Source organism: Serratia sp. CY38905, assembly GCF_052168875.1.
In the GTDB taxonomy this organism is placed as follows: domain Bacteria; phylum Pseudomonadota; class Gammaproteobacteria; order Enterobacterales; family Enterobacteriaceae; genus Serratia; species Serratia sarumanii.
In genome coordinates this window covers 341261-366090 of sequence record NZ_JBJNLV010000001.1, presented here as the reverse complement: position 1 = coordinate 366090, position 24830 = coordinate 341261, and the positions used below count along the sequence as shown (strand labels likewise).

Below are 24830 nucleotides of genomic sequence, written 5' to 3'. Positions count from 1 at the left end.
GCGGCGCCGGCGAGGAAGACAGTTTAGCGCGTTGAGTTGTTCGATCAGTCGCTAGAGCCGTTGACTTTTAATCAATGGGGCGCAGGTTCGAACTCTGTACGACCCGCCAACCAAATCAGCGTGTTACGCTCGGACTTTTCTCTGTTTGTTTCCTCATTGCGCCGTTTTAAGTGCGCATTCTGCAAAAAAATTCGCATTTTTCGACTGATGTTCAGAAAGGTGATCTGGCGCAAACTGCGATGTTGCACCGCAGTTTATACGGCAAGAGAGGCTGTGCGCTGGCGCAACGTCGGCGCATGGGCCGAACATTTGCCCAAGAATCTTTCAGGTCAAGGTACGGGGAATACATGCGCAGCCGACATCAAGATCAGCGCCCAGGCGGCAGCCGAGAGCGCGGCGGTGGCATAGACGCGCCCCAGCGGCAGTTTCAGCATGCCGGCCATCAGCGGTACGGTATAGCGCATCACCGCCAGAAAACGCGAGGCGAACAGCAGCGGCAGCCCTCTCTTTTGCAAGGCGCGCTGGGCTTTGCGCAGCGGCGCGTGAAAGCGTGCCGGCAGCCGGCGGCGTAGATCGCGGCGGCATAGCAGCGCGCCGCAGTGGAACGACAAGATCGATCCCAGCGCGGCGCCGAGGGCGATGGCCGCCCAAACGGCGCCGAGGGGCAGCGCGTGCTTGCCCGCAACGATGCCCATCAGCAGCGTGATCGAAGCGGGCGGCAGGATGGAGGAAACGAAGATCACGGATTTACCCAGCGCAAACAGGAAAATCAGCAGCAGCAACATCTCCGGCTCCGGACTGTATTTGGCGATAATGTGCGTCAATTCATCCATTTAACACCTGCGGGCGAGGGGGCTGAGTGCCAGTGTCCCATCCGCAGGTTCAATAAGGGTTAAATAACGCGCCGCTATCCGGCAATCTCTGCGTCTTGCTTGCTCACCTCGGCGCGCCGGTTTCTGAGCGCCCACAACAGTGCGGCGCACAGCAGCGAGAAAGCGGCCAGCACCAGCGGCCCGGCATGCGGGCTGTGAAAACGCTGTTCCGCCTCGGTGCGGATCAGCGGGGCTAAAAAGCTGAACGCGGCGCCGAGCGTAGTGCAAAAGCCGATGCCGGCCGCCAGCGCCGGGCCGGTGAGCACCTGAGCGGGAAACGTCCAGAAAATCGGCTGTACCGCCAGGAAACTGACTGCGCAACAGCTCAGGGCGACGATAGCGAGCAAAGGGCCGGCATAGGAAGAGACCACCAATCCCAGCGCCGCCGCGATCATGCAGCCGACGGCGATCGGTAATCTTCTGGCGGTGTTTCTGTCGGCAAAGCGCGGCAGGAAATAGACGCCCAGCGCGGAGAACGCCCAGGGAATGGCGGCCACCAGCGAGGCTTTGAAGCCGAGATGGGTGCCCATCAGCGAGGCGACCTGCGACGGCAGGAAAAACATCAGGCCGTACACGCCGATTTGCAGGGTGCCGTAGATCAACGCCAGATGCCAAACTTTGCCGCTTCTCATCGCCGCTTTGACGCTGCTGGTTTCGGTCTGCTGCTGTTCGGCGGCCAACTGTGCCACCAGCGCCGCACGCTCTTCCTCGGTCAGAAAGCGGGCCTGCTGAGGGCTATCGTCGAGATAGAAAAAGGCGAAGACGCCGAGGGCGACGGCCGGCAGCCCCTCCAGCACGAACATCCAGAACCAGCCGGGTTTGCCCAGCACGCCGTGCATCTCCAGCAAGGCTCCCGACAGCGGCGAGCCGAGCGTCAGGGCCGCCGGCACGCCGAGCACGAAAATGCCAATGACCGAGGCGCGCACCTTATTGGGAAAATAGATCGACGCGAGCAGCAGGATGCCGGGGTAAAAGCCGGCTTCGGCGATCCCCAGCAGAAAGCGCAAGACGATAAACTGCTGTTCGTTGGTCACCAGCCCGGTACAGGCCGACAGCGCCCCCCACAGCGCGGTGGTGGCGCTGAGCCAGCGTTTGGCGCCCCAGCGGTTCATCAGCAGGTTGGCCGGGATGCCGAACAGCGCATAGGCGGCAAAAAATATCCCGGCGCCCAGGGCAAAGGCGGATTGCGACAGCGCGATATCGATGGCCATCGCGTCCTTGGCAAAGCCGACGTTAACCCTGTCGATAAAGGCGATGAAGTACATGGCGAACATCAAGGGCACCAGTCTGCGCCAGGTTTTGCGGATGGCGGCGTTGAGCGCTGGAGCGGCATAGGTGGCGTGATTCACTGGCGATAACCTCTCTTCTGAGAATGACAAACGTCGGTCACAGGACCGTCCTGATGCCGTTGCCCGCAACACGGCGGTAACCACGGATTTTTTCGTGAGCCTTAAAGGTCTAAAGGACTAATGGTCAGGCCTTTAGGGGCGAAAAAAAACGCCGCGTATCGAGCCGGCAGGTTGATGCAGACATCACCACGGTGAATGGTGTGTTGCTTTCTTGTTAATTAAAAGTTCACACAGGGCTATGGCGCGTTCAAGCGCTTTGATCGCGATCTGTGTGCGCTATCACCGAATTGGCAACCCGGTGGTAGACCCGGAGAAAGGCGCTTTCATCTCGTGAGGGGGGGATATAAGGTGAAACGCGGCAAAACAAAATACAGGAGCGCTACATGCTGAAGGTTATCGCTGAAGATTTTATCCACCCGGAACACATTGCAACCGTTATGCCATGGTATCGCGAGCTGGTGGAGAAAACCCGGCAGGAACCTTTGTGCATCAGTTATGAGCTGTGTATCGACCAGCAGGATCCCGGGCATTTTATTTTTATCGAAAGCTGGCCGGATCGCGCCGCCCTGGATGCGCATTGCCAGACCGAGCATTTCACCCGGCTGGTGCCGCAGATCAACCAGCATCAGCGCAAGCCTTGCACCTTCCTGTTTATGCAGGTATTTCCTGAAACAGGTGATAAATAGGCGAAAAAATCCCCGCAGGGGGCGGGGTCAATGGCTTCTCACTACTATCTTGTTGTGATTAAAAAATAGGCTGATAATGATTTTCATTCTCTAAGAATGCTCTTAAATAAATCAGCCTGGTGAATGATTCACCGCCGGCTTTTCGCTGACTGTTTTAATGGCGCGCAACATACGGCGGCGTATCAGCCCGCTGACCAGGCGAATCGCATACCAATAGGGAGTAAACCGCCGCCGGCTGGCGTCGTCGGGGCAGAAGATGCGCGTTTCCGTCACCAGGCGGCAGCGGCCGTCCGGCAGAGGGCTCACGACATAACCCAGCGCCAGTTTGGCGACGCCGGGCTTAACGAAGGCCAGAAAGCCCGCCCCGTCAGCGACCTGCTCCAGACCGTATTCAGCCTGCCAAAAGCGGCCGATCAGGCCATAGACCAACGCGCTGTCATCCTGCTCAAGCAGGCAAAAGTTATGCAGGCCAAACGGCGGCGGGCTGGGTTTATTGCGTGGCATCAGCCGCGCGGGCAATTCGCGCAGCGCTATCATGCTGCGGAAAAAACGGTCGTGCTTGGGATCGTAAGCGGCCACGGCCGCCAGGATCCGCGCCTGTGGCGCGGCGATGGCGATCGCATGCCGCTCCGAGAACTGGTATTGCCCAAGGTATTTATTCAGCAGCGTCATGCTTTGCATTCTCCCGCCATTCGCTTTGCAGCAGAGCGAAACCGAATTCGTCGCCCCACGCGCCTTTGAAAAACACGTTTTGCCGCCAATAGGCCTCGCGCCGAAAACCCAGTTTGCCGAACAGCGTGGCGGCGGCAAGATTACGCGCGTCCACCACCGCAGTAATACGGTGCTTCGCCAGCGGCCCGAACAGCAGGGCGATGACGGCGTTCAGCGCCTCGCGCGCCAGCCCTTGACGCTGGTAGCTGGGCGCGAAGGTCACGCCCAGTTCAGCCTGGCGCCCCTCATCGAAGAAATGCACCGCGATATCGCCGAGCAACGCGCCGTCCTCGCGGCGTTCGACCGCCAGTTGAAACCAGCTGTCGTCACGGTTGAATTCGAGCCGCCGTTGCTGTGCGAAAAAGGCCTGCGCATCGGCGGCGCTGTAGTCGCTCCAGCTTTGATAGCGCGCCACGTCCGGGTGGCTGCGGTAGGCGGTAAAGTGGGGCAGATCGTCGGCGGTGAACGGGCGCAGGCGAAGTCTGGGGGTCAGCAGAGGCAAATGGCGCATTGTTTTTCCTTATCAGCGCATTAGGGCTAACGGCAGTGTAGCCCAGCGCCAAGAGGCGGGCTGCGTAAAATGAGCGGTGGCGGAAAAGCGGGAAATGCCGGTTCAGGCGAACCGGCGGGAGAATTATCGGCGGGCGGCAGCCTGGCGCAGGCGCTCGACCGGGCCTTGTTGAAAAGCGAATGAGGGGGCTTCTTGCCGTGCCAGCCCCTGGCGCACGATGGCCTTCACCGTTTGGCTGGCGGCAAGATCTTTTGCGGCGATCTGTTCGGCGATGCGCAGCGCCTCTTCCCGGGCCGCCCCCTCGCTGATACGGGAAATGGCGCCGTGTGACAGCGCCTCCCGTGCGCCGACGGTTCTGCCGGTCAGCAGCCAGTCGAGTACGACATAGGGGGAAATGCGCGTCGGCAAGCGCGCGCATCCACCTTGTGCGGCGACTAACCCGAGCCCGGTTTCGGGGAAACTGAAGCGCGCGTTCTGGCCGGCGACGATCAGATCGCACGCCAGCGCCAGCTCAAAGCCGCCTCCGTACGCGATGCCGTCAACGGCGGCGATGATCACCTTGGCGATCTGCGCATGGATCAGCCCGCCAAACCCCTCCGGCGTGACGATGGGCAGTTCGCCCTGACGGAAGGCGTCGACATCCATGCCGGCGGAAAATACCGCCGGTTGACCGGCCAGAACGATCGCGCGCACCGAGTCATCGTTATCCGCCTGCCGCAGGTAAGTGCGGATCAGCTCGGCCATCTGCAGGTTGATGGCGTTCTTTTTTTCCGGCCGATTGAGGGTGATGACCGCAACCTGCTCGCCATGGCGCTCATAAAGCACCGGGAGGGCTTTACTCATTGCCGGTCTCTCCCCGGAAAAACAGCAGTGTCAGCAGCAGGGCGATGGCGCCGAGCGGCAGCGAAAACAGCGGCAGGTAATGGGCCGGCAGCGCGTAGAGCGTCAGGCCGCCCAGCATGCCGCCCGCCGCGATGCCGGCGTACAGCACCGAGCTGTTGAGCGACACGGTCAGCGCGCCAAAGCGTTTCGACAGCGACAACAGGTGATGCTGGATCGGCACCAGGTACATCCAGCCGGTGATGCCCCAGACCAGGAAGATGGCCAGCACCCACCAGGGGGAAGTGACATAAAAGGCCAGCAGAAACAGGGACAGCGTCTGGATCGCCACGGAAAACAGCAGCACGAACTTGCTGCCGAGGGCATCGGTTAACGCGCCGGAGACAAAGTTGCCGATCACCGCGCCAATGCCGAACACCAGCAGCGCGAGGGGCAGGATCGCCTGCGGGCCGAACTGGGTGTTTTTCAGCAATACGCTGACGTAGCTATAGACGATGTGTTCCGAGCAAACGGCGAAAAAGGTGATCAGCAGCGTGGTCAGCACCGCCTTTTGCCGCAGCGGGGCGAGCCGCTCTTTCAGCGAATGCTTGCCCGGCGGCGCGATGGCGCGCAGCGCCAACGACAGGCCCAGCAGCGCAATCGCCCCCAGCAGGGCGATGAACAGGAAGATTTCACGCCAGCCGATCAGTTTGGCGAGAAAGGTACCGAACGGAATGCCGAGCGCAATAGCCAACGTCATGCCGCCATAGACGATGGAAATGGCCAGGCCGCGGCGTTTTTCCGCCACCAGCCCCACCGCGGCGGCGGCGGCCTGCGGCGTGTAACAGGCTGCTCCCAATGCGGCCAGCACTCTGCCGAGCGAGATCTGCAGGTAGCTGGTGGCCCAGGCGCAGGCCAGGTTGCCGGCGATGAACAGCACCAGCGCCAGCTGCAGGATATGCTTGCGGTTGACGTTGCCCAGCAGCCAGGCGGTCAGCGGCGCGAACAGCATATAAGCCAGTGCGAATACCGATATCAACTGCCCCGCTTGCGCGGGGCTGACGGCAAAGGTGTCGGAAATGTCGCTGAGCACGCCGGCGACGATAAAGGCGTCGGTGCCGATGGCGAACGTGCCGGTCGCCATCAGACAGAGCGTGACCAGATGGCCGTTATAATCCGCTAACGTCATCCCGCCCTCCGCAGATCGTTCGCCGCCCAGACCCGCCCCAGCGCGGCCAGGAACGTCTCCACGTCGGCATGGGAGTGCGCCGAGGTCGGCGTCACCCGCAGCCGCTCGCTGCCTGCGGGCACCGTCGGCGCATTGACCGGTTGCACGTAAATATCATGCTCATCGAGCAGCACTTTGCTGATGTGTTTGTTGCGGTGCGGATCGCCGACCCGCAGCGGCAGGATATGGCTGTCGGCCGACACCAGCGGGATGCCGGCGGCGCGCAGGCCGGTTTTCAGGTGATCGACGATCGCCAGCAGGTGCTTGCGCTGGGTGTCATGCTCGAGGTTGTATTTAAAACTGGCCAGCGCGGCGGCCACCACCGGCGCCGGCGACGAGGTGCTGAAGACGAATGCCGGGGCCCAGCTGCGCACCGCCTCCACCACCGAGCGGGGCGCGGCGATATAACCGCCCGCCGCACCGTAAGATTTGCCGAACCCACCCTGAATAATGGTGATTTTATCCAGCAGGCCCAGCTGTTCGGCGTAGCCCAGCCCCCGTTCGCCATAGACGCCGGCGGAGTGGATCTCGTCGAGATAGGTCAGCGCCTGATATTGCTCCGCCAGCGCCACGATCTGCGCCAGCGGGGCGAAGTCACCGTCCATGGAATACAGCGACTCGAAGGCGATCAGCTTTGGCCGCGCCGGATCGGCGGCCTGCAGCAGTTCGGCAAGGTGTGCCACGTCGTTGTGGCGGAAGATCTTTTTCTCCGCTTTGCTGTAGCGGATACCGTAAATCATCGAGGCGTGATTCAGCTCGTCGGAGAACACGATCAGATCGGGAATGGCGTCGCACAGGGTGGACAAGGTGGCGTCGTTGGCGCCGAAACCGGTGGTGAACAGCAGCGCCGACTCTTTGCCGTAGGCGCTGGCCAACAGCGTTTCCAGCTCACTGTGGTAGACCGAGGTGCCGGAAATGCTGCGGGCGCCGCAGGTGCCCAGCCCGACCCGGTTAACCGCTTCGGTGGTGGCTAGCAGCACTTTGGGGTGGTGGCTCATCGCCAGATAATCGTTCGAGCACCAGACGTTGAGGCGGCGCTCACCGTGGTGCCCGTGGCTGGTGGCCCAGGGTTTGTCCTGCACGCCGCGTTCAAGGTTGAGGAACTCGCGAAAACGCCCCTGTTTTTTGGTTTCCGCCAGCTTTTCTTCAAGAATGTTCAGTACGCTCATCGTATGTTCCTTGTGTTAAACGGCTTTAAGGTTTAATGACAGACCCTGACCGACGCCGACGCACATCGTCACCAATGCGTTGCCGGCCTGCCGATCGCGTAGTTCCAGCGCCGCCGACAGCACCAGGCGCGCGCCGGACATCCCCAGCGGGTGACCGAGCGCGATGGCGCCGCCATTCGGGTTGACCCGCGCGTCGTTGGCGTCGATGCGCCAGTGTTTCAGCGCCGCCAGAACCTGTGAGGCGAAGGCTTCGTTAATCTCGATGATGTCGAAGTCGTTCAAGGTGAACCCGCCGCGCTGCAGCAAGCGCTCGGTGGAGGCGATCGGCCCCAGCCCCATCAGCGCCGGTTCAACGCCGGCGGCCGCGCTGTCGCCGATCTCCGCCAGCGGTTGCCACCCCTGGCGTTTCACGTAGCGCCCGGAAGCCAGCAGCAGCGCGGCGGCGCCGTCGTTGATGCCGGAAGCGTTGCCCGCGGTGACCGAACCGCCGGCGGAGAACGCCGGTTTCAGCGCCTGCAGCTGCTGCAGCGTGCTGAGGCGCGGGAACTCATCCTGCGCGAATGTACGCGTGGTCTTGCGATCCGCCGGCACGTCCACGGGCGTGATTTCCCGCGCCAGCCGGCCGCTGTCGATCGCCCGGCGGGCCTTTTGCTGCGAGGCCAGCGCGAACAGATCCTGTTCCTCGCGCGAGATGTGCTGCCGTTGGGCCACGTTTTCCGCCGTGATGCCGAGCGGATCGCTGCCGTAGCGCTCCGCCAGCCGCGGGTTAACAAAGCGCCATCCCAGCGTGGTGTCATACAGCTTCACCCCCTTGTCGAACGGCGTGTCGCCCTTGCTCAGCACATAGGGCGCGCGGCTCATGCTTTCCACGCCGCCGGCCAGAATCAGTTCGCTAAGGCCGCTGCGGATTTTCGCCGCGGCGTAGATCACCGCATCCAACCCAGAGGCGCAAAGGCGGTTGAGGGTGATGGCCGGCACCGACGGATCCAGCCCGGAAAGCAGCGCCGCCATGCGGGCGACGTTGCGGTTGTCCTCGCCGGCCTGGTTGGCGCAGCCCAGCACCACTTCGTCCAGCTTCGCTTCCGCCGCCGGATGGCGCTGCAGCAGACTGCGAATGATCGTTGCCGCCATGTCGTCGGGGCGGGTATGCGCCAGGCTGCCGCCATAGGCGCCAATCGCCGTGCGCGTGCCGTCGATCAGATAAACGCCGTCATCGTTAATGCTCATCATGGATCCTTAAGGCGTGGTCGTCAGCGCCGGTTGCGCGGCGTGCAGAAGGGTGTAATGCGGCGCATAACGTGCCGCGTGCAGCAGCTGCGCCAGGTTGCTCAGCGTCGTCCTGACGTTTTTCTCCCCCAGGCTATCGAGCCAGCCGAAAATGCCGTCGGCGTAGTTAACGCCGGCGACGGCGGCGACATCAATGTCTTCCCGGCTGCAGACGCCGCTTTCCACCATGATCACCGACTCGTTGATCAGGCTGCTGAGGACGCGGGCGACGATCAGCGCCGGGGAGTCCTTGATAAATTCAACCTGCGGGATTGCCGTGTGCAGCAGGCGTAAAAACAGCGCCTTATTGGCCGCAGAGGCGTGGCGGTTGTGCGCTGCCACTAGATACGCCGTGTCGGCGTAGTTCAGGGCGACATCGACCACAAAGGCATCCGCCGCCGTCTGCTCCGCCAACTGGCTCGCCGTGCGGCCATCGGTGACGCTGACGGTGAAAGCCTCATTGATCTGGACGGCCGGCCCCAGGCCCGGTAAGGCCGGCCGTTGCTCCACGCGCAGCCGTGGCCACTGAAGCGCGGCCCGCTGTTGCAACAGGGTAAAAAAAGGGTGTTCGCCGTAAATGCGCAGCGTCTCGACGTCTGCATCGGTGGCGGCCGTTACCGGTAAGGCGTTTTCTTCGGCGGCAAAATAGGAGCGGCCGTTCTTTTTCCCCAACAGACCGGCATCGACCAGCGAACGCTGCAGATGGCCGGGGGTATAGCGCGGATCGTATTGCATGTCCTGCCAGATTTGCCGGCTGACCTGATAGTTGATGTCCTGGCCGATAAAATCGGTCAGCTCGAGCGGCCCCATGCGAAAGTGCCCGCCGGCCTTGAGGGCGCGGTCGATCTGCGGCGCGCGCGCCACGTGTTCTTCCAACAGGCGGAACCCTTCCAGGTAGTAGGGGCGGGCCATGCGGTTGACGATAAACCCCGGCGTGGCCTGGCAGACGACATCGCGTTTCCCCAACGCGGCCACCAGCTGACGGCAACGTTCGGTGGTGGCGCGTGCGGTAAAGTAGGCCGGGATGATTTCAATCAGTTTCATCAGCGGCGCGGGATTGAAAAAGTGCAAACCGATAAACCGCTCGCTGTGCGTCACCGCGGTTGCCAGCTTGTTAAGCGACAGTGAGGAGGTATTGGTGGCGATCAGCGTGTCGGGCTTGACCGCCGCGGCGATGGCCGCCAGCACCTCAAGTTTGGTTTGCTCTTGCTCGGCGATGGTTTCTATCACCAGATCGCTGTCGGCGATAGTCTCAAACACCGAGGTGAACACCAGATTGGCCAGCACTGCGCCTTTATCCTGCAGCGCGATCTTGCCCTGTTCGACTTTCTTGTTCAGGTCTTGCGCGATATATTCGCGAGCCTGATTGAGGGTATTGCCGTTGCGATTATAAAGCACCGTGCGAATGCCTTTTTGCGCGAAAAGATAAGCGATGCCTCTGCCCATCGTTCCCGCGCCGATAATCGCAGCCGATTGAATTGCCGCATTACTTTCTGCCATAGAAAATCCCCGTCACTGTATGCCATGCGAAATTCGCAAATGCTTATTATCTCTTTGGATTTACGGCGGCACCGGGTGCCTGTCTGGAAAGTAATTGGTGGTGCCTTGGCTGTCTAACGGTAGAAATGACAGGTTTACGCGCCGAGGATATTATGCTATTCGCGTAGTTTTCCTGTGCGGCGCAATAAAAAGGCTTATTTTAAGGGGAATAGCTGTTTTCGTTATAGCGTTGGTATTTTTTATTATATGAAACGGCTACTGACGTCGGACGGCGATATTCTATAGTGAGTCTGACCTATCGATAAATCGGCATCGCTATCTGGAGAACCTGCGTTATGGATACCCGCACTCAACGGCTCATGGCGGAGGTGATTGGCAGCCTGGCCGATCGCGAACGTTTTCTGACGCAGCTGGGGCCCTGCGCTGAGGCGTTGGGGTTTGATTATTTCTCCTACATCGTGTTTTCCTGTTATCCGGCCAGCCGCCCCAAGATGCTGATCGAAGGGAATTTTTCAGCGAACTATCTCGAAGATTATCGGCGGCAGCGGGTGTATTTGCAGGATCCGGTTATTGAGCGCGCTCACCATTCCACGCTGCAGTTTCAGTGGGACGAAAGCTTTTATCACGAGCGGCCGCTGCTTTGGCGGCATATGGCGCAGTTCGGCCTGTGCGCCGGTTGGTCGCAGTCGGTCAAGGATTGCTATGGCCGGCTGGGGATCCTGACGTTTGCCGGCAAAGCGCTACCCGAGCAAACGCCGCAAGCGCGGGCGGCAAATGAAACCTTCTTCCTTTGGCTGGCGCAAACCGCCCATAAAACGCTGCGTGAAGCCTTGATCTCGGTGAACGACGACGCGATAAAAGATGTGCTGACGCTGCGCGAAAAAGACATCCTACGCTGGTGCAGCGAAGGGAAAACGGCGGAAGAGATCGCGCTGTTGATGGGGGTGAGCGAGCGCACGATCAATTTCCATATCGGCAACTCGATTAAAAAACTTTCTGTCGCTAATAAGACCGCCGCCACCGCCAAAGCGGTTTATTTGCAGCTGATTTAATCTTGAGTAATAAATAATTAAGTCCCTATCCGTTATCGGCGTGATGTTTATATTTTGTTAAATTAAGAACTGTCCTTATTCAGTATTTACCCCCCGATCACAAAAGCGTGATAAAGCGATTCACCGCCGCCGTGCGCGGCAGTATTCTGTAGGCACCCGGTTTACATAGAAAGGACGTGATATGTACAAGACTATTTTAGTGCCGATCGATATTGAAGAGGATCTGTTGACTGAGCATGCGCTGAAGCATGTGGAATATTTGGCGAAGCTGTCCGGCGCTAAAGTGCATTTCTTCCATGCGCTACCGGATGCCTCGGCGTTTGTTACTGCCTATTCGTTCGGTCTCAAGGAGTTTGAGAATCAGGCGGAAGTGAAGGCGGTGGACAAACTGAAGAAAATCATGTCTGAAATCGATCTGCCGTTGGATCGCCTCAATTACACCGTCAGCTTCGGCTCTGCACGCGATCAGGTGTTGGAACTGGCGGAAGAGATCGACGCCGATCTTATCATCATCGGTTCGCGTCGCCCGAGCGTGAAAACCTATCTGCTGGGATCTAACGCCGCCGCTATCGTTCGCCATGCCAATATTTCGGTAATGGTGGTCAGATAATCCGTCTTAAGCCCACCGTTTTCGGGCGCGTTCTGCGGTTGCCGGCCGGCAGCAGAGCGTGCCTTGCGCTTTATTGCCATCTCAGCCTGAGCTGCTACGATTTTAGCTGACGTTTTTATGCCAACCGGGCCACCGGCCTTGCGCATATTCTTCATCTCAGCCAGAAGAGGGGCAGCTATGCCATTAGAAGTCGATGGGATTATCAGAGGCGATCGGGGCAGTGAACCGAGCCGTTGGCAACATGCGTCAACCAAACCGCTTATTACGCTGACCTGGCATCACACCATTCCCTGGAACTGTTTGCGTAATGTCTGGAATGGTCTGGTGGCGGGGCAGCATTGGGACGCGCTGGACGAGTTTATGAACCTGATCGGTGTGCCAAACCGCGCCGAAGTGCTCAAACAGATCAAGAATAAAAACCTGCAGGATCGTGATGGATTACACACTCTGGTGACCTGGCAAGGATGGAATATCGTCGAGGGGCCAGGTAATGAGTATCGCGCGCAGGGGGACGATCCCGGCGAAAACTTCGACGGTTGGTCGGGTAAGGGGATGAGCACTAATCAGCAGGCGACGCTGCAGCAGGTCAACGTGTTGTATCAGGTGATGGCACCGTTGGGAAGCCGGGCGCTGGATGCCGCCAGACAGGCGCCGCCCATTACCGCTGAGGAAGCGGGCGTCTTGCAACGGACGATTAAACAGACCCGCCCAACGTTGCGAGGAAAGGAACCGATCCGGTGGCAAGAAGATATGTGGCATCAGGTGCAGCCGGGTAAAGAGGCGAAACACTTTGCCCGCTGGGACACCAAACCGGTGTGGCGCAAGCGCCTGCACAGCGATCTGGCTCAGGCAGGATAAGCCTTTCCCCGCGCCGGGTTGCCGGCGCGGGGCATTAACCCGGCGCTAATCGCACAGCGCCACGATTTCGTCGTACAACGTCCTGGGGATTTCCACGCCGTATTGCTCGCTCTGGCGCCGCTGCCGATAACGGCGTTCGCCGGGGATGCGTGCGCCTTGCGCCTGCATATCGGCAAACATCGCCTCTGCTCCGGCGAAATATTTCGCCTTATCCGCACCGAGAAAACGCTCGGGATCCAACGCGATGATCAGCTCACCGCCGTAAGGCGACGAACCGGTGCCGTCGTCATAGGCCAGCGATTCCTTGCTGGTCATATCGCCGATCAGCGGCCCGGCCAACAATTCAACCATCGCCGCCAGCGCCGAGCCCTTATGCCCGCCGAAGGTCAGCATTGCACCCTCCAGCACGCTGGCGGCATCGGTGGACGGATTGCCCGCCTTATCAATGCCCCAGCCTTCAGGCAGCGGGGTGCCGGCGCGGCGATGCAGTTCGATTTCGCCGCGCGCCGCCGCGCTGGTGGCCATGTCGAACAAAAACGGCGGCCGATCCGCACGCGGCCAGCCAAAGGCGATGGGGTTGGTGCCGAACAGCGGTCGCGAACCGCCGGCCGGCGTCACCCACGCGTGGCTGGGTGTGCAGGCCAAGGCCACCAACCCCTGTTCGGTCAGCGGTTCGATGTCGGCCCACAGCGCGGAGAAATGCACGCAGCGGTTGATCGCCAGCGCGGCGATGCCATTGGCGCGCACCTTCTCGATAAAGACCGGCAGAGCGGTGCGGTAGGCCAGCAGGGAAAACGCGCCGCCGGCGTCGGCGCGCAAGATGGCCGGCGCCTGGTCGAACAACCTGGGCATCGCATCGGCAGAGACCTTGCCTGCCCGCAGCGATCGCACGCAGCCCAACAGCCGGTATAGCCCGTGAGAAGCGCAGCCGTCGCGTTCGCCCTGGGTGACATTTTGCGCCACCGCCTCGGCATGCGCCGGATTGAAACCGTTGCTGCGCAGCGTACGCAACGCCAGTTGATAAGCCTGTTCCAGCGACAGCACGTGCATGGATGTCATTTCGATGTCCTCCCCGAGTTCATTCTTCTTCATCGCCGATAAAATTGGCCTGGGGTAAACAGGTATAGGCGCCCCAGTAGTAAATCGCCAGCGCAATCACCGCCATGGTGAGGGTATCCCACGGGTGGGCAATAGCGCCGATGCCGCCGAAGCTGCTGAGATAGGAAAGCCCGATCACCAGCGCATAGAAGACGATCAGCCACAGCGAGGACCAAATTTGCTGCCGGAGGCTAACGGCATGGGTCGGCACCTGATTCTTGAACAGGATGTAGATGAAGAACATCAGGATCTGCAAGCCGAGCAGCCAGGAGACGGTGTCCCAGCCGGACCAGAAGACGATCAGCGCCGAAATGATAAACGACAGCGGGCCGAGCACGCAGAAACCGCGCACCCGGAACGGACGCGGCATATCGGGCGCATTGCGCCGCAGCCCGGCGGCGGTGACCGGGGCGATGGCGTAGCTCAGCACCAGGGCGGCGGACACCACGCCGATCAGCTTTTCCCACGACGGGAACGGTAGCGTCCAGAATACCGAGAGAGCGAAGGTCAACCACAGCGCCGGGCGGGGGATGCCGGAGTCGCCATCCACCCGGGTGAACAGTTTGAAGAAGGTGCCGGCGCGTGCCCAACCGTAGATCACGCGAGGCGTGGCGTTCATATAGATGTTGCCGGTGCCGCTCGGCGAAACGATCGCGTCGCTGACCACCAGAAACGCCAGCCATCCCATGCCGAGCGTGATGGCGATGTCGCGGAACGGCAGGGAGAACTGTTGGCTGATGCCGGCCCAACCGCCGCTCAGCATCTCGCTGGGGATGCTGCCGAGAAACGCTATCTGCAGCAGTACATAGATGATGGTGGACAGCACCACCGACAGGATCAGCGCGATGGGAATGGTGCGCTGCGGCCGTTGCACCTCGCTGGCGACCGAAATGATCGGCGTCAGGCCGAGGTAGGCAAAGATGATGCCGCCGGCGGAAATGGCGGCCTCAACGCCGGCGGAACCGAAGGGGGCAAAGCCCTGGCTGTGCAGGTTTTCCGGTTTGAAAAAGCTGAACAACACCACGATCACCAGCAGCGGCACCAGAAACTTCAGCACGCTAATCAGGTTATTGGATTTGGCGAAGGTTTTGACGCTGTAATAGTTGAGCGCGAAGAAAAAGCACAGCAGCGCCAACTGCACCAGCCAGCCGACCGGGGTCGGGTCGCCGGAACCCGGCTGGCTGAGGAACGGGAACCAGGCGGCGGCGTACTGCCGGGCGGCGACGACTTCGATGGCGATCAGGCTGGAGAAGGCGATCAGCGTGATAAATCCCAGCAGATAACCCATCAGTTCGCCGTGTGAGAATACCGGATAGCGAATGATGCCGCCGGCGCGCGGCAGGGCGGCGCCCAGCTCGCAGTAGACGATGCCGAGCAGCAGCACCGCCAGGCCGCCGATCAGCCAGGAATAGATGCCGGCCGGGCCGGCGATGGAGGAGACATGGCTGGCGGCGAACAGCCAACCGGAGCCGAAGATGGCGCCCAGACCGATGAACGTCAGATCGGTGAGCGTAAGCTGCTTCTTGAATTTGCCTTGGGTTGTCATGGTATTACCCTTTTGTTATTGAGTGGCAGGCAGATGCGGCCGGGCTAATTTTGGGCAGGTGAAACCAGGGGATCTCGGGTGTAAACGCCGTTCACCAGCCGTAGCAGGTTGAGCGGGTTGGCGTCCTGCAGCGCCGGCGGCAACAGCGCTGCGGGGGTGTTTTGCAAACAGACCGGCCGCAGGAAACGCTCGATGGCCAGCGTGCCTACCGAGGTGCCGCGCGCGTCGCTGGTGGCCGGATAAGGGCCGCCGTGCACCATGGCGTCGCACACCTCCACCCCGGTCGGATACCCGTTGAACAGCACCCGACCGGCTTTGCGCGCCAACAGGGACGTCAGCCCGGCGGCCATCGCGAGATCGTCGTCGTCCGCCAGCAGCGTGGCGGTCAACTGGCCTTGCAATGCCGCCAGCGCCGCATGCAGCTGCGCTTCGTCATCCATCGCCACCAGGATGCTGACCGGGCCGAAGACCTCTTGTTGCAGCAGCGGGTCGGCCTGCAGCAGCAGCGCCCCCTCCGCCTGATAAAGCTGCGCTGCCGCGCGAAGAGCGGGCGTTTCGCTGCGGCCTGCCAGACGCCGCATACCCGGGTGGGCATCGAGGGCCGCCAGCCCGTGACGGTAGTGCTCCAGCGTGCCGGCATTCAGCATCGGCTGCGGCTCGGCGGCGTTGACCAGGGTGCTCATCGTTTCGGCCAGCCGATCGAAGGCGGCGCCGCGCAGCGCGACGATCACGCCGGGCTTGGTGCAGAACTGACCGCAGCCGAGCGTGAAGGAAGAGACCAGTTCCTGCGCGATGCGCTGCTCGCGCCGCGCCAACGCCTTGGGCAGGATCACTACCGGGTTGATGCTCGACATTTCGGCGAAGACCGGGATAGGTTGAGGGCGTTGCGTCGCCAGATCGAAGAGCGCCCGGCCACCTTGCAGCGAGCCGGTGAATCCCACCGCCTGAATCGCCGGATGTTGTACCAAATCGGCCCCCACGCGGTTGCCGAAGATCATGTTGAAGACGCCGGCGGGCATCCCGGTGCGTTCCCGTGCGCGCTCGATCGCCTGAGCGGCCAGCTCCGCGGTGATCATATGGCCGCTGTGCGCCTTGAACACGATCGGGCAGCCGGCGGCGAGCGCGGCGGCGGTGTCGCCGCCCGCGGTGGAAAACGCCAGCGGGAAGTTGCTGGCGCCGAAGACCGCCACCGGGCCGAGCGCCGTGCGGTATTGACGCAGATCGGGGCGCGGCAGGGGGGAACGCTGCGGCAGCGCGCAGTCGATGCGCACGCCCTCGACGTCGCCGCGCCGCAGCAGCGTGGCGAACAGCCGCATCTGGCCGCTGGTTCTGGCGCGTTCGCCGCTCAACCGCGCCAGGGGCAAGGCCGTTTCCTGCATGGCGAAGGCGAAGAAAACATCATCCAACGCGTCTATCTCCTCGGCGATGGCGTCGAGAAAGTTAGCGCGTTGTTCCGCGCTGAGCTGCGAATAGGGCGCAAAAGCCGCGGCGGCGGCTTCGGCGGCGGCGGCGGTTTCTGCCGCCGTGGCCTGGTGGAAGCGGTAACCGGTCGGCTGACCGTCGTCGGCGCGCAGGCTGAGCAGCGCCGCTTCCCCTTCGGCGCGGCGCTGGCCGCCGATAAATTGTTGGCCGCTGATGGCGGCATAGCGAGCGTTGGGCATCGGTTCCCCCGGTAGAGAAAGCATGACGCCCGGCATGGCCGGGCGGTGAAGGCGTTACAGGCCGACGTTCGGCAGCGCCGGGCGAGTGGCCAGCGCTTTATCGATCATGGCGTTGATCTCGCTGAGCGTTTCCCCCTGCAGCGCCAGGCGCGGCGGACGAGTGACGGCGCTGCCGCGGCCGACTCGCTGTTCGCAAAGCTTGATGCACTGCACCAGGTCAGGGCGGGCATCGAGGTGCAGCAGCGGCATGAACCAGCGGTACAGCGCCAATGCTTCCTCATAGCGTTTTTCCTTCGCCAGCCGGAACAGGGTTTCCCCTTCGCGCGGGAAGGCATTGGACATGCCGGAGATCCAGCCTTGCGCGCCGACGGCGATGCTTTCCAGCACCACATCGTCCAACCCGGCGAACAGCACGAAGCGATCACCGACTTCGTTGCGCAGATCGATAAAGCGGCGGGTGTCGCCCGACGAGTCTTTGAAGCACACGATGTTCTCGCAGTCGACCAGCGAGGTCAGGATGTCGGGCGTGACGTCATTTTTGTAAATGGGAGGGTTGTTGTAGACCATGATCGGCAGATCGGTCGCGCCGGCGACGCTGCGGAAATGCGCGGCGGTTTCGTGCGGCTTGGCGGAGTAGACCAGCGCCGGCATCACCATAATCCCGTCGACGCCGGCCTTTTGCGCTTCACGCGCCATATTCTGCGCGAAGGCGGTGGTGAACTCGGCGATGCCGGCGATCACCGGCACTTTACCGTCGGCGGCGTCTCGCGCCACTTCGATCACCGCCAGCTTTTCCTGCACCGTCATTGAGGTATTTTCACCGACGGTGCCGCACACCACCAGGCCGGAGACGCCGTCGCGCACCAGGTTTTTGATCACCGTATGAGTGGCGTCGAGATCCAGAGAGAAATCGTTGCGGAACTGGGTCGTCACCGCCGGGAATACGCCGCTCCAGCTTATGGCTTTATGGCTCATCGTCTTTGTCCTGTCGTCCGTAAGTGTTAATGAAAAGTGAATCTTTGGTAAGGCTCACCGACAGATTGACCGGTATTGCGCAGGGAGGCTTGACGCTTTTCGCCGATTGCCGCGACGAAATTGGCACAATGCCGGCGGAACGCGGGCGTGAAAAATCCGGGCGCCGGCGCACCTTGAAAAGAGGGGGGTAACCAGATAAATCAGCGCGTTAAGCGGAAAGCGTCAGGCGGAAATCGCGCGGCGTGGAGCCGGTCATCGCTTTGAACTGACGGCTGAAGGCGCTGTGATCGGTGTAGCCGCACTGCAGCGCGATGTCGGTGATCGGCAGATCGCCGGCCAGCAGTTCCGTGGCCTTTTCCAGCCGCACTTTATGGATCATCTGGCGCGGGGTGAGGTGGAAGATACGTTTGCAGTAGCGTTCGATCTGCGCCACCGACAACCCGGTCAGCGCCGTCAGCTCCTCAAGCGCGATCGGCCGGGCATAGTGGCGGCGGATGTGTACGTCGATCGCCGCCAGCCGTTGGTAGGCCGGGTGATTGGCCCTGGCCTCCTGCAGATCGTGAGAAATACCCGCCATACCGATGATTTTTCCCTGCGCATCATACAGCGCCAGCTTTTGCGTCAGGCACCAGCCGGTTTCTCGGCCGTTGTACAGGTGCATTTCCAGCTGATCCTGGATCAGCACGCCGTGGCGCAATACCCGCAGATCCTGCTCGGTATAGCCGGATCCGAGCTGAGCGGGAAAAACGTCGGCGGAGGTTTTGCCCAGCAGCGGCGTGACGGTTTTGAAACCGCAGCGCCTGGCCAGCGTCAGGTTGGCCAGCAGGTAGCGGGCCTGGGCGTCTTTGATAAAGAACACCACGTTGGGGATCGCGTTCAGCAACGGCGCGATCAGCGCCAGCGTATTCAGCAAATCGCGCAGGTTGTTCGGGCGCTGCTGCGCCAGCCCGTCGCACAGGCGTGACAGATGTTCGACGGCAAAAACGTCCTCCTGCTCCGGCAGCCCCACGAGTGAAGGCGGCGAGAGAGAAACCGGAGGCTGATAGTCTGAAGTGGATCTCATAGCAGTCCCTTTTCGGTCGTTAGCCGGGAAAACAGGCGGGTCAGGTTGATGTCTTCGCATCAATATTAACTTTTCTGTAACGAATCAAGCGCTATTTCCGGCCACCTGCCAAATATGCGGATTGCCGCATACTTTTGCCGGACGGCGCGTGGCGGTTGCTTGAAAACTGCGGCGTTTCTCGTCATGCGGAGATTTAGCATGAAAGTAACGCCATGATAAATAAGTTATTGTTATGGCATTCGTTAATATCATGCCCGCAACGCGTCAGGCCTGACTTTTGTCACTATGCTGATTTCTTCATTCGCCGTGCCGAAACGCATCAAGCCGTTAAGCCCACATTCGTTCAGGCTAACGCTATTGGTAACATCTCATTAACTCAGGAGACGCCGATGGCACTTTCTGCGCATATCACCGCTTTGCGGGCGATCGATTCTCATACCGGCGGAGAGCCGACCCGCCTGATCGTGGAAGGTTTTCCCGATCTCGGCGCGGGCAGCATGGCGGAACGGCGGGCGCGCTTCGCGCAACATTATGATGATTGGCGCTGCGCGGTGATGCTCGAACCGCGCGGCAATGACGTGCTGGTGGGGGCGTTGCTGTGCCGACCCTGCTCGCCACAGGCCACCGCCGGGGTGATCTTCTTTAACAACAGCGGCTATCTGGGCATGTGCGGGCACGGCACTATCGGGCTGATCGCTTCGCTGGCGCACCTGGGGCGCATCCACGCCGGGCGCCATCTGATAGAAACCCCGGTCGGCCCGGTAAACGCCACGCTGCACGAGGACGGCAGCGTCACGGTAGAGAACGTGGCGGCTTATCGTTACCGCCGCCAGGTGCGGCTTGAGGTGGCGGGTTACGGGCCGGTGACCGGTGACATCGCCTGGGGCGGCAACTGGTTCTTCCTGATCGGCGAGTCGCCGTTGTCCATCGATAAACAAAATCTGGAGGCGTTGACCGCGTTCACCTGGGCGGTGCGGCAGACGTTGGAACAGGCGGGCATTCACGGTGAAGACGGCGGAGCGATAGACCATATCGAACTGTTCGGTGACGATCCGCAGGCCGACAGCCGCAGCTTCGTGCTGTGCCCCGGTAAAGCCTATGATCGTTCCCCGTGCGGCACCGGCACCAGCGCCAAACTGGCGTGTCTGGCGGCGGACGGCAAACTGCCGCCGGACACGCAGTGGCGGCAGGCCAGCGTGATCGGCAGCGAATTCCAGGCCTATTATCGTTGGAACGGCGATCGCATTGCCCCCTTTATTCGCGGGCAGGCCTACGTGTGCGCCGATAGCCAGCTGCTGCTCGACGAACGCGATCCCTTCGTCTGGGGAATACGCTGATGGGTGCCGAGCGGGGAGCCGATGTCATCGTGGTCGGCGCCGGCATCATCGGCGCCGCCTGCGCCTGGCGGTTGGCGCGGGAAGGCTATCGCGTCTCGGTGGTGGACGATCGCCGCGCCGGCGCCACCGCCGCCGGCATGGGGCATCTGGTGTGCATGGACGATAATCCGGCCGAGCTGGCGTTGAGCGCTTATTCGCTGCGGTTATGGCGTGAAGTGACGGGGCGCATGCCGCAAGCGTGTGCCTGGCGCGGCTGCGGAACGCTATGGCTGGCGGATAAAGCGGATGAAATGGCCATCGCCGAGCAAAAGCGGGTGCGGCTGGCGGAGCAGGGCGTGGCCGCGGAATTGCTGACGGCGGAACAGATCGCCGCCATGGAGCCGATGCTGCGGCACGGCCTGGCCGGTGGGCTGCGGGTGCCGGGCGACGGCATTCTGTATGCGCCGCTCGCGGCTCGCTGGCTGTTGGCCGACGGTGGTGCGGCAATCGACGTGGTGCACGGCGAAGCGGCAGCGCTGGAAGAGGGAGCCGTGCGGCTGGCGGACGGCAGACGCCTGGCCGCGCCGGTGGTGCTCCTGGCGTGCGGCCTTGGGGCCAATGGCCTATTGCCGCAGACTTTGCTGTACGCCAAAAAGGGCCATCTGGCGATCACCGATCGCTACCCGCTGCGGGTGCGGCATCAACTGGTGGAGTTGGGGTATGGGGCCAGCGCGCATGCCAGCGACGGCACGTCGGTGGCATTCAATGTGCAGGCACGGCCCACCGGGCAATGGCTGATCGGTTCTTCTCGCCAGTTCGGCGCCGTCGATTCGGCGTTGGACATGCCGCTGTTGGCGGCGATGCTTGCGCGTGCGCAGCATTTCTTGCCCGCACTGGCGCAGATGAACATCATTCGCTGCTGGACCGGGCTGCGCGCCGCCTCCGCCGACGGGCTGCCGCTGTTGGGCGCGCATCCACGGTATTCCTGGCTGTGGCTGGCACTGGGGCACGAGGGATTGGGCGTCACGACCGCCCTCGGCAGCGCTGCGCTGATCGCTGCGCAGATCGGCCGGCAAACGCCGGAGATTGACGATTCCCCGTATTTGGCGGCGCGGGCGTTTGCCGCCGAGGAGCTGCCTGTATGAATGAAAGACAAAACACGATCACGTTGAGCATCGATGGCGAGCACCGGCGGGTGCCGGTTGGTCTCAGCGTTGCTGCGGCGCTCAGCCTGTGCGGCGACGATCGTTGTCGGTTGTCTGTTTCACATCAACCGCGCGCTCCCTTTTGCGGCATGGGCGTTTGTCAGGAGTGCCGCGTGACCATTAACGGTCTGCGTCGCCTGGCGTGCCAAACGCTGTGCCAAGCCGGCATGCGCATTGAGAGGAGCGATGATGAGTAACTTAGACTGTGAGGTGCTGATCGTCGGTGCCGGGCCGGCCGGCATGGCGGCGGCGCTGGCCGCGGCGGAAAGCGGTGGCCAGGTGCGAATGATTGATGATAATCCGCATCCCGGCGGGCAAATTTGGCGCGATGGGCCACAGGTGGTTTTGCCTGAAACGGCGAACCGCTATCGGCAGGCGGTGGCGACGAAGGAAAATATTGCGCTGCAGCCCGGTTGCAAGCTGGTGGCGCAGTGTGGCGCTAACCGATTGGCATATGAAGACGCCGAAGGCTGCGGCGTGATTCGCTATCAAAAGCTGATTCTATGCAATGGCGCGCGTGAACTTCTGCTGCCGTTCCCCGGCTGGACGCTGCCGGGGGTGACCGGCGCCGGTGGTCTACAGGCGCAAATCAAGCAAGGGCTGGCTATCCGCGGCGAGCGAGTGGCGATAGCCGGCAGCGGGCCGCTGCTGTTGGCGGTGGCGAACAGCGTGAAACAGGCCGGAGGCGAGGTGGTGCTGGTGGCTGAGCAGGCGCCGCTTTGGCGGTTGGCGGCGTTCGCCGGCGGCCTGTGGCGTTGGCCAGGCAAGCTGCGTCAGGCGCTTTCTCTGATGCCGCATCGTTACCGTGCCGGTAGCCGGGTGCAGGCGGCGTTGGGGCAAGAACGTTTAACCGCGGTGCGCGTCAATAACGGCGGGCGGGAAAGAACGATCGCCTGCGACAGGTTGGCCTGCGGTTTTGGTCTGGTGGCGAACATTGAGTTGGCGATGCTGCTGGGGTGTCGGATAGAACACGACGCCGTAGCGGTGGATCATTGGCAGCAAACCAGCCAGGTGCAAATTTTTGCTGCTGGGGAATGTACCGGCATCGGCGGCAGTGAATTGGCGCTCACCGAGGGCGCCATCGCCGGTTATGCTGCCACCGGGCAGCAGGAAAAGGCGGATCGCCTGGCGGCGCAGCGGCGGCGATGGCGGCGTTTCGCCACGGCGGCGGCCAGTGCCTTCGCTCTCGATGAGCGCTTGGATTCGCTGGCCAAACCACAAACGCTGCTGTGCCGCTGTGAAGACGTCATGCTGGAACAGGTGCGTCATCAGCCGGATTGGCACACGGCTAAGCTGGGCAGCCGCTGTGGCATGGGGGCATGTCAGGGTAAAGTCTGTGCGACGGCGGCGAGGCAGCTTTTTGGCTGGCCTTTGCCGCCGCCGCGTGTGCCTTTAACGCCGGTCAGAGCGGAAACGTTGGTTGCGCTGGGGCTGCTTGGCGATGACGACGACGGCTGAATGGGTTAGCGGGCATTCCGCACCCGGCAAACGCCGCTATATCACCATTGCGGCCAATAGTAGGTTTTCTCTCGCCAGCCTTTGCCGTACATGCAGGCTTCGATGGTGGCGTCTCGTGCGGACTGATTGCGATCGGTTTGCACTGTTTTAATCGACGGTTCCTTGTCATAGCGGTATCCCGATGGACAGTCTTTCTTATTTTTCTCGCAAGGAATGTATTTGTTTTCGTAGCTGAACTCCACGTCCCGCACTACGTCCGGCGGAAAACGTTCGTAGCCGCGACTGCGGCATTCGGCATATTCGGCATTTCGGGTACTCTCAACCGCGCCGGGCCTTTCCCATTGGGTGCAGGCGGTCAACATCAATAACGGCAAGGCAATCAAACAACGGCAATTCTTCATGGTGTCCCTAACTCTTTCTCTATCCTGAGGCTCGCTGACTAGGAATGTTCCTAACCGGTGAGGTAGGGCAGTGTAATAAACTGGCGCAATAATTGGAAATGATAATGGTTATTGTTTAGGTATGATTGAGGAAGTGCCGCGTTGAGAGAGGATGTGGCGCATTGAGTGAAGTCTGTAGGAAGCGGCGACCTCATGGCGAGGGTAGGCCGATGTGGCGCTGGTTTTATTCATTCTCTTTTTGCCGCAAGGATCCGAGCATCATTGCATCGTTATGAGTAGAGAAATAATATGCAGGCTAAGTATGTTCTTAGCTGGTTTGAATATTATCTTTATTTAGGATATTTACCTATGCCAAGAATTTAATTCTCGGTATTAATACCCTATTTTTTTATTTCTGTTTTTTTAATGGGGTTTTATTTTCGGATTTTATCCAGAAGAGAATTTTTAGTTACAGGGAATTCATTTGCATTTTAATTTTGGATTTTTTAAATTCAGTTCAGAGGCAGGATAACCGTTCGCGACAGCTACAAAAAAGGAGTTTATTTTGTCAGGGATAAAGAAAACGCCTGAAAGTCATGACGGTTTACCTGCACCATCAGAGGATTATGATACTTTTAAGCACCTCTCCGATGTTGGCTCCGTGTTGGGATATGGGCGAACTCGCTTCTATCAGTGGTGCCGTAGCCGCGGATTTCTAACTCCGATGAACGTTCCGTCTCATGAAATGATCGCCCTGGGATATATGGTGGCGGTGTTATCAGAGACCGGCCATACTCGGGTTTACGTCACGCAGGATGGTTTCAGTTACGTCAGTGGCGCTTTTGCTGCAGATATCCAACGTGGCATGATCAAGTTTTAAATCTGCAAGAATCGCCTTTATTTCAATGGCTTTAATGCAGAATCTTCTTATCCCTGCAGGTTCGTGGGAGGAGTGGGAAGTTATCCGATTTTTTCGTCTCTGCGGTATGAATGCTACTGGAGACAGCTATTCTCTTGTTACGATAAGCATTATTTTCTTCAGGAGCCAAGGATGAAGCATTACGCCGCGTTGTTATTTGCCTCTGCACTGTTGACGGGATGTGCGACCCAAGCCGTGCCGCCGCAACAGGCTGAGTTGCCCCCCCCAAGCCGTCTGATGCTCTATCAGAATATCCCGGATACGCCTTACGCCACGGTGGTGGTGGTGCGCGACAGCGGAATGCTGGCGGGCAGCTGCCGCACCGGCGTCTATGTGAATGGGGAGTTTGCCGCTTCGCTGGAGGCGAAAGAAAAAGCAGAGTTTCGCGTGCCGCCAGGCAATGTTTCGGTCAGTATCGGGCAAGATATGATCGAGAATCACCTGTGTATTTGGCGTGAGACCGGCGGCAGTATACCGATGACGCTGCGCGCCGGTGAAAGCCGCTATCTGCGTATCGCCGGCGATCGGCAGCGTGGCTTCATTTTGCAGGCGGGGCGACCGTAATCTGCCCTGGCAAG

25 protein-coding genes and 1 tRNA gene are annotated in these 24830 nt (G+C 60.9%); 11 read left to right on the top strand and 15 right to left on the bottom strand.

The genetic code is table 11. From position 1 onward, the window contains the following. Positions 1 to 33: 33 nt before the first annotated feature. Positions 34 to 109 (top strand) — tRNA-Lys (locus ACJ8MK_RS01985). A gap of 220 nt (positions 110 to 329) precedes the next feature. Here the strand turns inward: ACJ8MK_RS01985 and ACJ8MK_RS01980 are convergent. Next, positions 330 to 833 carry a DedA family protein gene (locus ACJ8MK_RS01980; RefSeq protein WP_060456891.1) on the bottom strand — a complete coding sequence of 168 codons (504 nt, stop codon included), beginning with the start codon at positions 831 to 833 and terminating at the stop codon, positions 330 to 332. A gap of 74 nt (positions 834 to 907) precedes the next feature. Then, a complete protein-coding gene (locus ACJ8MK_RS01975; protein ID WP_033646546.1) occupies positions 908 to 2221 on the bottom strand; it encodes an MFS transporter in 1314 nt (437 codons plus the stop codon). A 383-nt stretch (positions 2222 to 2604) separates the two neighbouring features. Between ACJ8MK_RS01975 and ACJ8MK_RS01970 the strand changes: the two genes are divergently transcribed. Continuing rightward, positions 2605 to 2907 (top strand): putative quinol monooxygenase, encoded by a 303-nt coding sequence (locus ACJ8MK_RS01970; RefSeq protein ID WP_033637930.1) that lies wholly within the window; start codon positions 2605 to 2607, stop codon positions 2905 to 2907. A gap of 111 nt (positions 2908 to 3018) precedes the next feature. Here ACJ8MK_RS01970 and ACJ8MK_RS01965 read toward each other — a convergent pair whose 3' ends face one another. From ACJ8MK_RS01965 to ACJ8MK_RS01935, 7 genes are all read right to left on the bottom strand, one after another. After that, positions 3019 to 3579, bottom strand: a complete 561-nt coding sequence (locus tag ACJ8MK_RS01965; protein ID WP_033654200.1) for a hypothetical protein — start codon at positions 3577 to 3579, stop codon at positions 3019 to 3021. Then, a complete protein-coding gene (locus tag ACJ8MK_RS01960; RefSeq protein WP_193169153.1) occupies positions 3563 to 4129 on the bottom strand; it encodes a GNAT family N-acetyltransferase in 567 nt (188 codons plus the stop codon). Before ACJ8MK_RS01960 ends, ACJ8MK_RS01965 begins: the two co-directional genes overlap by 17 nt. Before the next feature lie 123 nt (positions 4130 to 4252). Continuing rightward, on the bottom strand, positions 4253 to 4972 hold the full coding sequence (locus ACJ8MK_RS01955; RefSeq protein ID WP_442517458.1) for an enoyl-CoA hydratase-related protein: 720 nt from the start codon (positions 4970 to 4972) through the stop codon (positions 4253 to 4255). Next, positions 4965 to 6137 (bottom strand): MFS transporter, encoded by a 1173-nt coding sequence (locus ACJ8MK_RS01950; protein ID WP_442517457.1) that lies wholly within the window; start codon positions 6135 to 6137, stop codon positions 4965 to 4967. Before ACJ8MK_RS01950 ends, ACJ8MK_RS01955 begins: the two co-directional genes overlap by 8 nt. Continuing rightward, on the bottom strand, positions 6134 to 7345 hold the full coding sequence (gene hemA, locus ACJ8MK_RS01945) for a 5-aminolevulinate synthase (protein ID WP_033637936.1): 1212 nt from the start codon (positions 7343 to 7345) through the stop codon (positions 6134 to 6136). The genes ACJ8MK_RS01950 and hemA overlap by 4 nt, the downstream gene beginning before the upstream one ends. 15 nt (positions 7346 to 7360) lie before the next feature. Next, complete coding sequence (locus ACJ8MK_RS01940; RefSeq protein ID WP_060429047.1) at positions 7361 to 8572, bottom strand: acetyl-CoA C-acyltransferase; 1212 nt, start codon at positions 8570 to 8572, stop codon at positions 7361 to 7363. 9 nt (positions 8573 to 8581) lie between these two features. Further along, complete coding sequence (locus tag ACJ8MK_RS01935; protein ID WP_334282463.1) at positions 8582 to 10111, bottom strand: 3-hydroxyacyl-CoA dehydrogenase NAD-binding domain-containing protein; 1530 nt, start codon at positions 10109 to 10111, stop codon at positions 8582 to 8584. Positions 10112 to 10446: 335 nt separating this feature from the next. Between ACJ8MK_RS01935 and ACJ8MK_RS01930 the strand changes: the two genes are divergently transcribed. From ACJ8MK_RS01930 to ACJ8MK_RS01920, 3 genes are all read left to right on the top strand, one after another. After that, positions 10447 to 11163 (top strand): LuxR family transcriptional regulator, encoded by a 717-nt coding sequence (locus ACJ8MK_RS01930; RefSeq protein WP_033637939.1) that lies wholly within the window; start codon positions 10447 to 10449, stop codon positions 11161 to 11163. Positions 11164 to 11344: 181 nt separating this feature from the next. Beyond that, positions 11345 to 11773 (top strand): universal stress protein, encoded by a 429-nt coding sequence (locus ACJ8MK_RS01925; RefSeq protein WP_033637941.1) that lies wholly within the window; start codon positions 11345 to 11347, stop codon positions 11771 to 11773. 177 nt (positions 11774 to 11950) lie between these two features. After that, positions 11951 to 12631 (top strand): hypothetical protein, encoded by a 681-nt coding sequence (locus ACJ8MK_RS01920; RefSeq protein ID WP_033637942.1) that lies wholly within the window; start codon positions 11951 to 11953, stop codon positions 12629 to 12631. A 45-nt stretch (positions 12632 to 12676) separates the two neighbouring features. Here ACJ8MK_RS01920 and ACJ8MK_RS01915 read toward each other — a convergent pair whose 3' ends face one another. The 5 genes from ACJ8MK_RS01915 to ACJ8MK_RS01895 form a co-directional block, all read right to left on the bottom strand. After that, on the bottom strand, positions 12677 to 13690 hold the full coding sequence (locus ACJ8MK_RS01915; RefSeq protein WP_033654194.1) for an Ldh family oxidoreductase: 1014 nt from the start codon (positions 13688 to 13690) through the stop codon (positions 12677 to 12679). 19 nt (positions 13691 to 13709) lie between these two features. Further along, complete coding sequence (locus ACJ8MK_RS01910; RefSeq protein ID WP_033646537.1) at positions 13710 to 15275, bottom strand: APC family permease; 1566 nt, start codon at positions 15273 to 15275, stop codon at positions 13710 to 13712. Between the two features lie 44 nt (positions 15276 to 15319). Continuing rightward, positions 15320 to 16936: an aldehyde dehydrogenase (NADP(+)) gene (locus tag ACJ8MK_RS01905; protein ID WP_442517456.1), complete on the bottom strand. Its 1617-nt coding sequence runs from the start codon at positions 16934 to 16936 to the stop codon at positions 15320 to 15322. Positions 16937 to 16990: 54 nt separating this feature from the next. Next, positions 16991 to 17911: a dihydrodipicolinate synthase family protein gene (locus tag ACJ8MK_RS01900; protein WP_033654192.1), complete on the bottom strand. Its 921-nt coding sequence runs from the start codon at positions 17909 to 17911 to the stop codon at positions 16991 to 16993. 208 nt (positions 17912 to 18119) lie between these two features. Then, positions 18120 to 18974, bottom strand: coding sequence for an AraC family transcriptional regulator (locus ACJ8MK_RS01895; protein WP_033637947.1), 855 nt, complete (start codon positions 18972 to 18974; stop codon positions 18120 to 18122). Positions 18975 to 19363: 389 nt separating this feature from the next. Between ACJ8MK_RS01895 and ACJ8MK_RS01890 the strand changes: the two genes are divergently transcribed. The 4 genes from ACJ8MK_RS01890 to ACJ8MK_RS01875 are packed head-to-tail and all read left to right on the top strand — an operon-like array spanning position 19364 to position 22953. Then, positions 19364 to 20311 (top strand): 4-hydroxyproline epimerase, encoded by a 948-nt coding sequence (locus tag ACJ8MK_RS01890; RefSeq protein ID WP_033654191.1) that lies wholly within the window; start codon positions 19364 to 19366, stop codon positions 20309 to 20311. Next, positions 20311 to 21435: an NAD(P)/FAD-dependent oxidoreductase gene (locus ACJ8MK_RS01885; protein ID WP_039566646.1), complete on the top strand. Its 1125-nt coding sequence runs from the start codon at positions 20311 to 20313 to the stop codon at positions 21433 to 21435. The genes ACJ8MK_RS01890 and ACJ8MK_RS01885 overlap by 1 nt, the downstream gene beginning before the upstream one ends. Continuing rightward, positions 21432 to 21692, top strand: a complete 261-nt coding sequence (locus tag ACJ8MK_RS01880; protein ID WP_033637952.1) for a (2Fe-2S)-binding protein — start codon at positions 21432 to 21434, stop codon at positions 21690 to 21692. The genes ACJ8MK_RS01885 and ACJ8MK_RS01880 overlap by 4 nt, the downstream gene beginning before the upstream one ends. Further along, the gene (locus ACJ8MK_RS01875; RefSeq protein ID WP_060424879.1) at positions 21685 to 22953 is read left to right on the top strand and encodes an NAD(P)/FAD-dependent oxidoreductase; all 1269 of its coding nucleotides are present in this window, start codon (positions 21685 to 21687) and stop codon (positions 22951 to 22953) included. The genes ACJ8MK_RS01880 and ACJ8MK_RS01875 overlap by 8 nt, the downstream gene beginning before the upstream one ends. A gap of 41 nt (positions 22954 to 22994) precedes the next feature. Here ACJ8MK_RS01875 and ACJ8MK_RS01870 read toward each other — a convergent pair whose 3' ends face one another. Continuing rightward, positions 22995 to 23354: a hypothetical protein gene (locus ACJ8MK_RS01870; protein WP_033637955.1), complete on the bottom strand. Its 360-nt coding sequence runs from the start codon at positions 23352 to 23354 to the stop codon at positions 22995 to 22997. Between the two features lie 544 nt (positions 23355 to 23898). Between ACJ8MK_RS01870 and ACJ8MK_RS01865 the strand changes: the two genes are divergently transcribed. Both ACJ8MK_RS01865 and ACJ8MK_RS01860 read left to right on the top strand, forming a co-directional pair. Further along, positions 23899 to 24213, top strand: a complete 315-nt coding sequence (locus ACJ8MK_RS01865) for a hypothetical protein (protein WP_033637956.1) — start codon at positions 23899 to 23901, stop codon at positions 24211 to 24213. 171 nt (positions 24214 to 24384) lie between these two features. Next, on the top strand, positions 24385 to 24816 hold the full coding sequence (locus tag ACJ8MK_RS01860; RefSeq protein WP_033654185.1) for a hypothetical protein: 432 nt from the start codon (positions 24385 to 24387) through the stop codon (positions 24814 to 24816). Positions 24817 to 24830: the final 14 nt, after the last annotated feature.

Bases quoted from the DNA above. Each gene is read 5' to 3' on its own strand.
- ACJ8MK_RS01980 (WP_060456891.1), bottom strand. From the start codon at position 833: ATGGATGAATTGACGCACATTATCGCCAAATACAGTCCGGAGCCGGAG.
- ACJ8MK_RS01970 (WP_033637930.1), top strand. From the start codon at position 2,605: ATGCTGAAGGTTATCGCTGAAGATTTTATCCACCCGGAACACATTGCA.
- ACJ8MK_RS01965 (WP_033654200.1), bottom strand. From the start codon at position 3,579: ATGACGCTGCTGAATAAATACCTTGGGCAATACCAGTTCTCGGAGCGG.
- ACJ8MK_RS01960 (WP_193169153.1), bottom strand. From the start codon at position 4,129: ATGCGCCATTTGCCTCTGCTGACCCCCAGACTTCGCCTGCGCCCGTTC.
- ACJ8MK_RS01955 (WP_442517458.1), bottom strand. From the start codon at position 4,972: ATGAGTAAAGCCCTCCCGGTGCTTTATGAGCGCCATGGCGAGCAGGTT.
- ACJ8MK_RS01950 (WP_442517457.1), bottom strand. From the start codon at position 6,137: ATGACGTTAGCGGATTATAACGGCCATCTGGTCACGCTCTGTCTGATG.
- hemA (WP_033637936.1), bottom strand. From the start codon at position 7,345: ATGAGCGTACTGAACATTCTTGAAGAAAAGCTGGCGGAAACCAAAAAA.
- ACJ8MK_RS01940 (WP_060429047.1), bottom strand. From the start codon at position 8,572: ATGAGCATTAACGATGACGGCGTTTATCTGATCGACGGCACGCGCACG.
- ACJ8MK_RS01935 (WP_334282463.1), bottom strand. From the start codon at position 10,111: ATGGCAGAAAGTAATGCGGCAATTCAATCGGCTGCGATTATCGGCGCG.
- ACJ8MK_RS01930 (WP_033637939.1), top strand. From the start codon at position 10,447: ATGGATACCCGCACTCAACGGCTCATGGCGGAGGTGATTGGCAGCCTG.
- ACJ8MK_RS01925 (WP_033637941.1), top strand. From the start codon at position 11,345: ATGTACAAGACTATTTTAGTGCCGATCGATATTGAAGAGGATCTGTTG.
- ACJ8MK_RS01920 (WP_033637942.1), top strand. From the start codon at position 11,951: ATGCCATTAGAAGTCGATGGGATTATCAGAGGCGATCGGGGCAGTGAA.
- ACJ8MK_RS01915 (WP_033654194.1), bottom strand. From the start codon at position 13,690: ATGACATCCATGCACGTGCTGTCGCTGGAACAGGCTTATCAACTGGCG.
- ACJ8MK_RS01910 (WP_033646537.1), bottom strand. From the start codon at position 15,275: ATGACAACCCAAGGCAAATTCAAGAAGCAGCTTACGCTCACCGATCTG.
- ACJ8MK_RS01905 (WP_442517456.1), bottom strand. From the start codon at position 16,936: ATGCCCAACGCTCGCTATGCCGCCATCAGCGGCCAACAATTTATCGGC.
- ACJ8MK_RS01900 (WP_033654192.1), bottom strand. From the start codon at position 17,911: ATGAGCCATAAAGCCATAAGCTGGAGCGGCGTATTCCCGGCGGTGACG.
- ACJ8MK_RS01895 (WP_033637947.1), bottom strand. From the start codon at position 18,974: ATGAGATCCACTTCAGACTATCAGCCTCCGGTTTCTCTCTCGCCGCCT.
- ACJ8MK_RS01890 (WP_033654191.1), top strand. From the start codon at position 19,364: ATGGCACTTTCTGCGCATATCACCGCTTTGCGGGCGATCGATTCTCAT.
- ACJ8MK_RS01885 (WP_039566646.1), top strand. From the start codon at position 20,311: ATGGGTGCCGAGCGGGGAGCCGATGTCATCGTGGTCGGCGCCGGCATC.
- ACJ8MK_RS01880 (WP_033637952.1), top strand. From the start codon at position 21,432: ATGAATGAAAGACAAAACACGATCACGTTGAGCATCGATGGCGAGCAC.
- ACJ8MK_RS01875 (WP_060424879.1), top strand. From the start codon at position 21,685: ATGAGTAACTTAGACTGTGAGGTGCTGATCGTCGGTGCCGGGCCGGCC.
- ACJ8MK_RS01870 (WP_033637955.1), bottom strand. From the start codon at position 23,354: ATGAAGAATTGCCGTTGTTTGATTGCCTTGCCGTTATTGATGTTGACC.
- ACJ8MK_RS01860 (WP_033654185.1), top strand. From the start codon at position 24,385: ATGAAGCATTACGCCGCGTTGTTATTTGCCTCTGCACTGTTGACGGGA.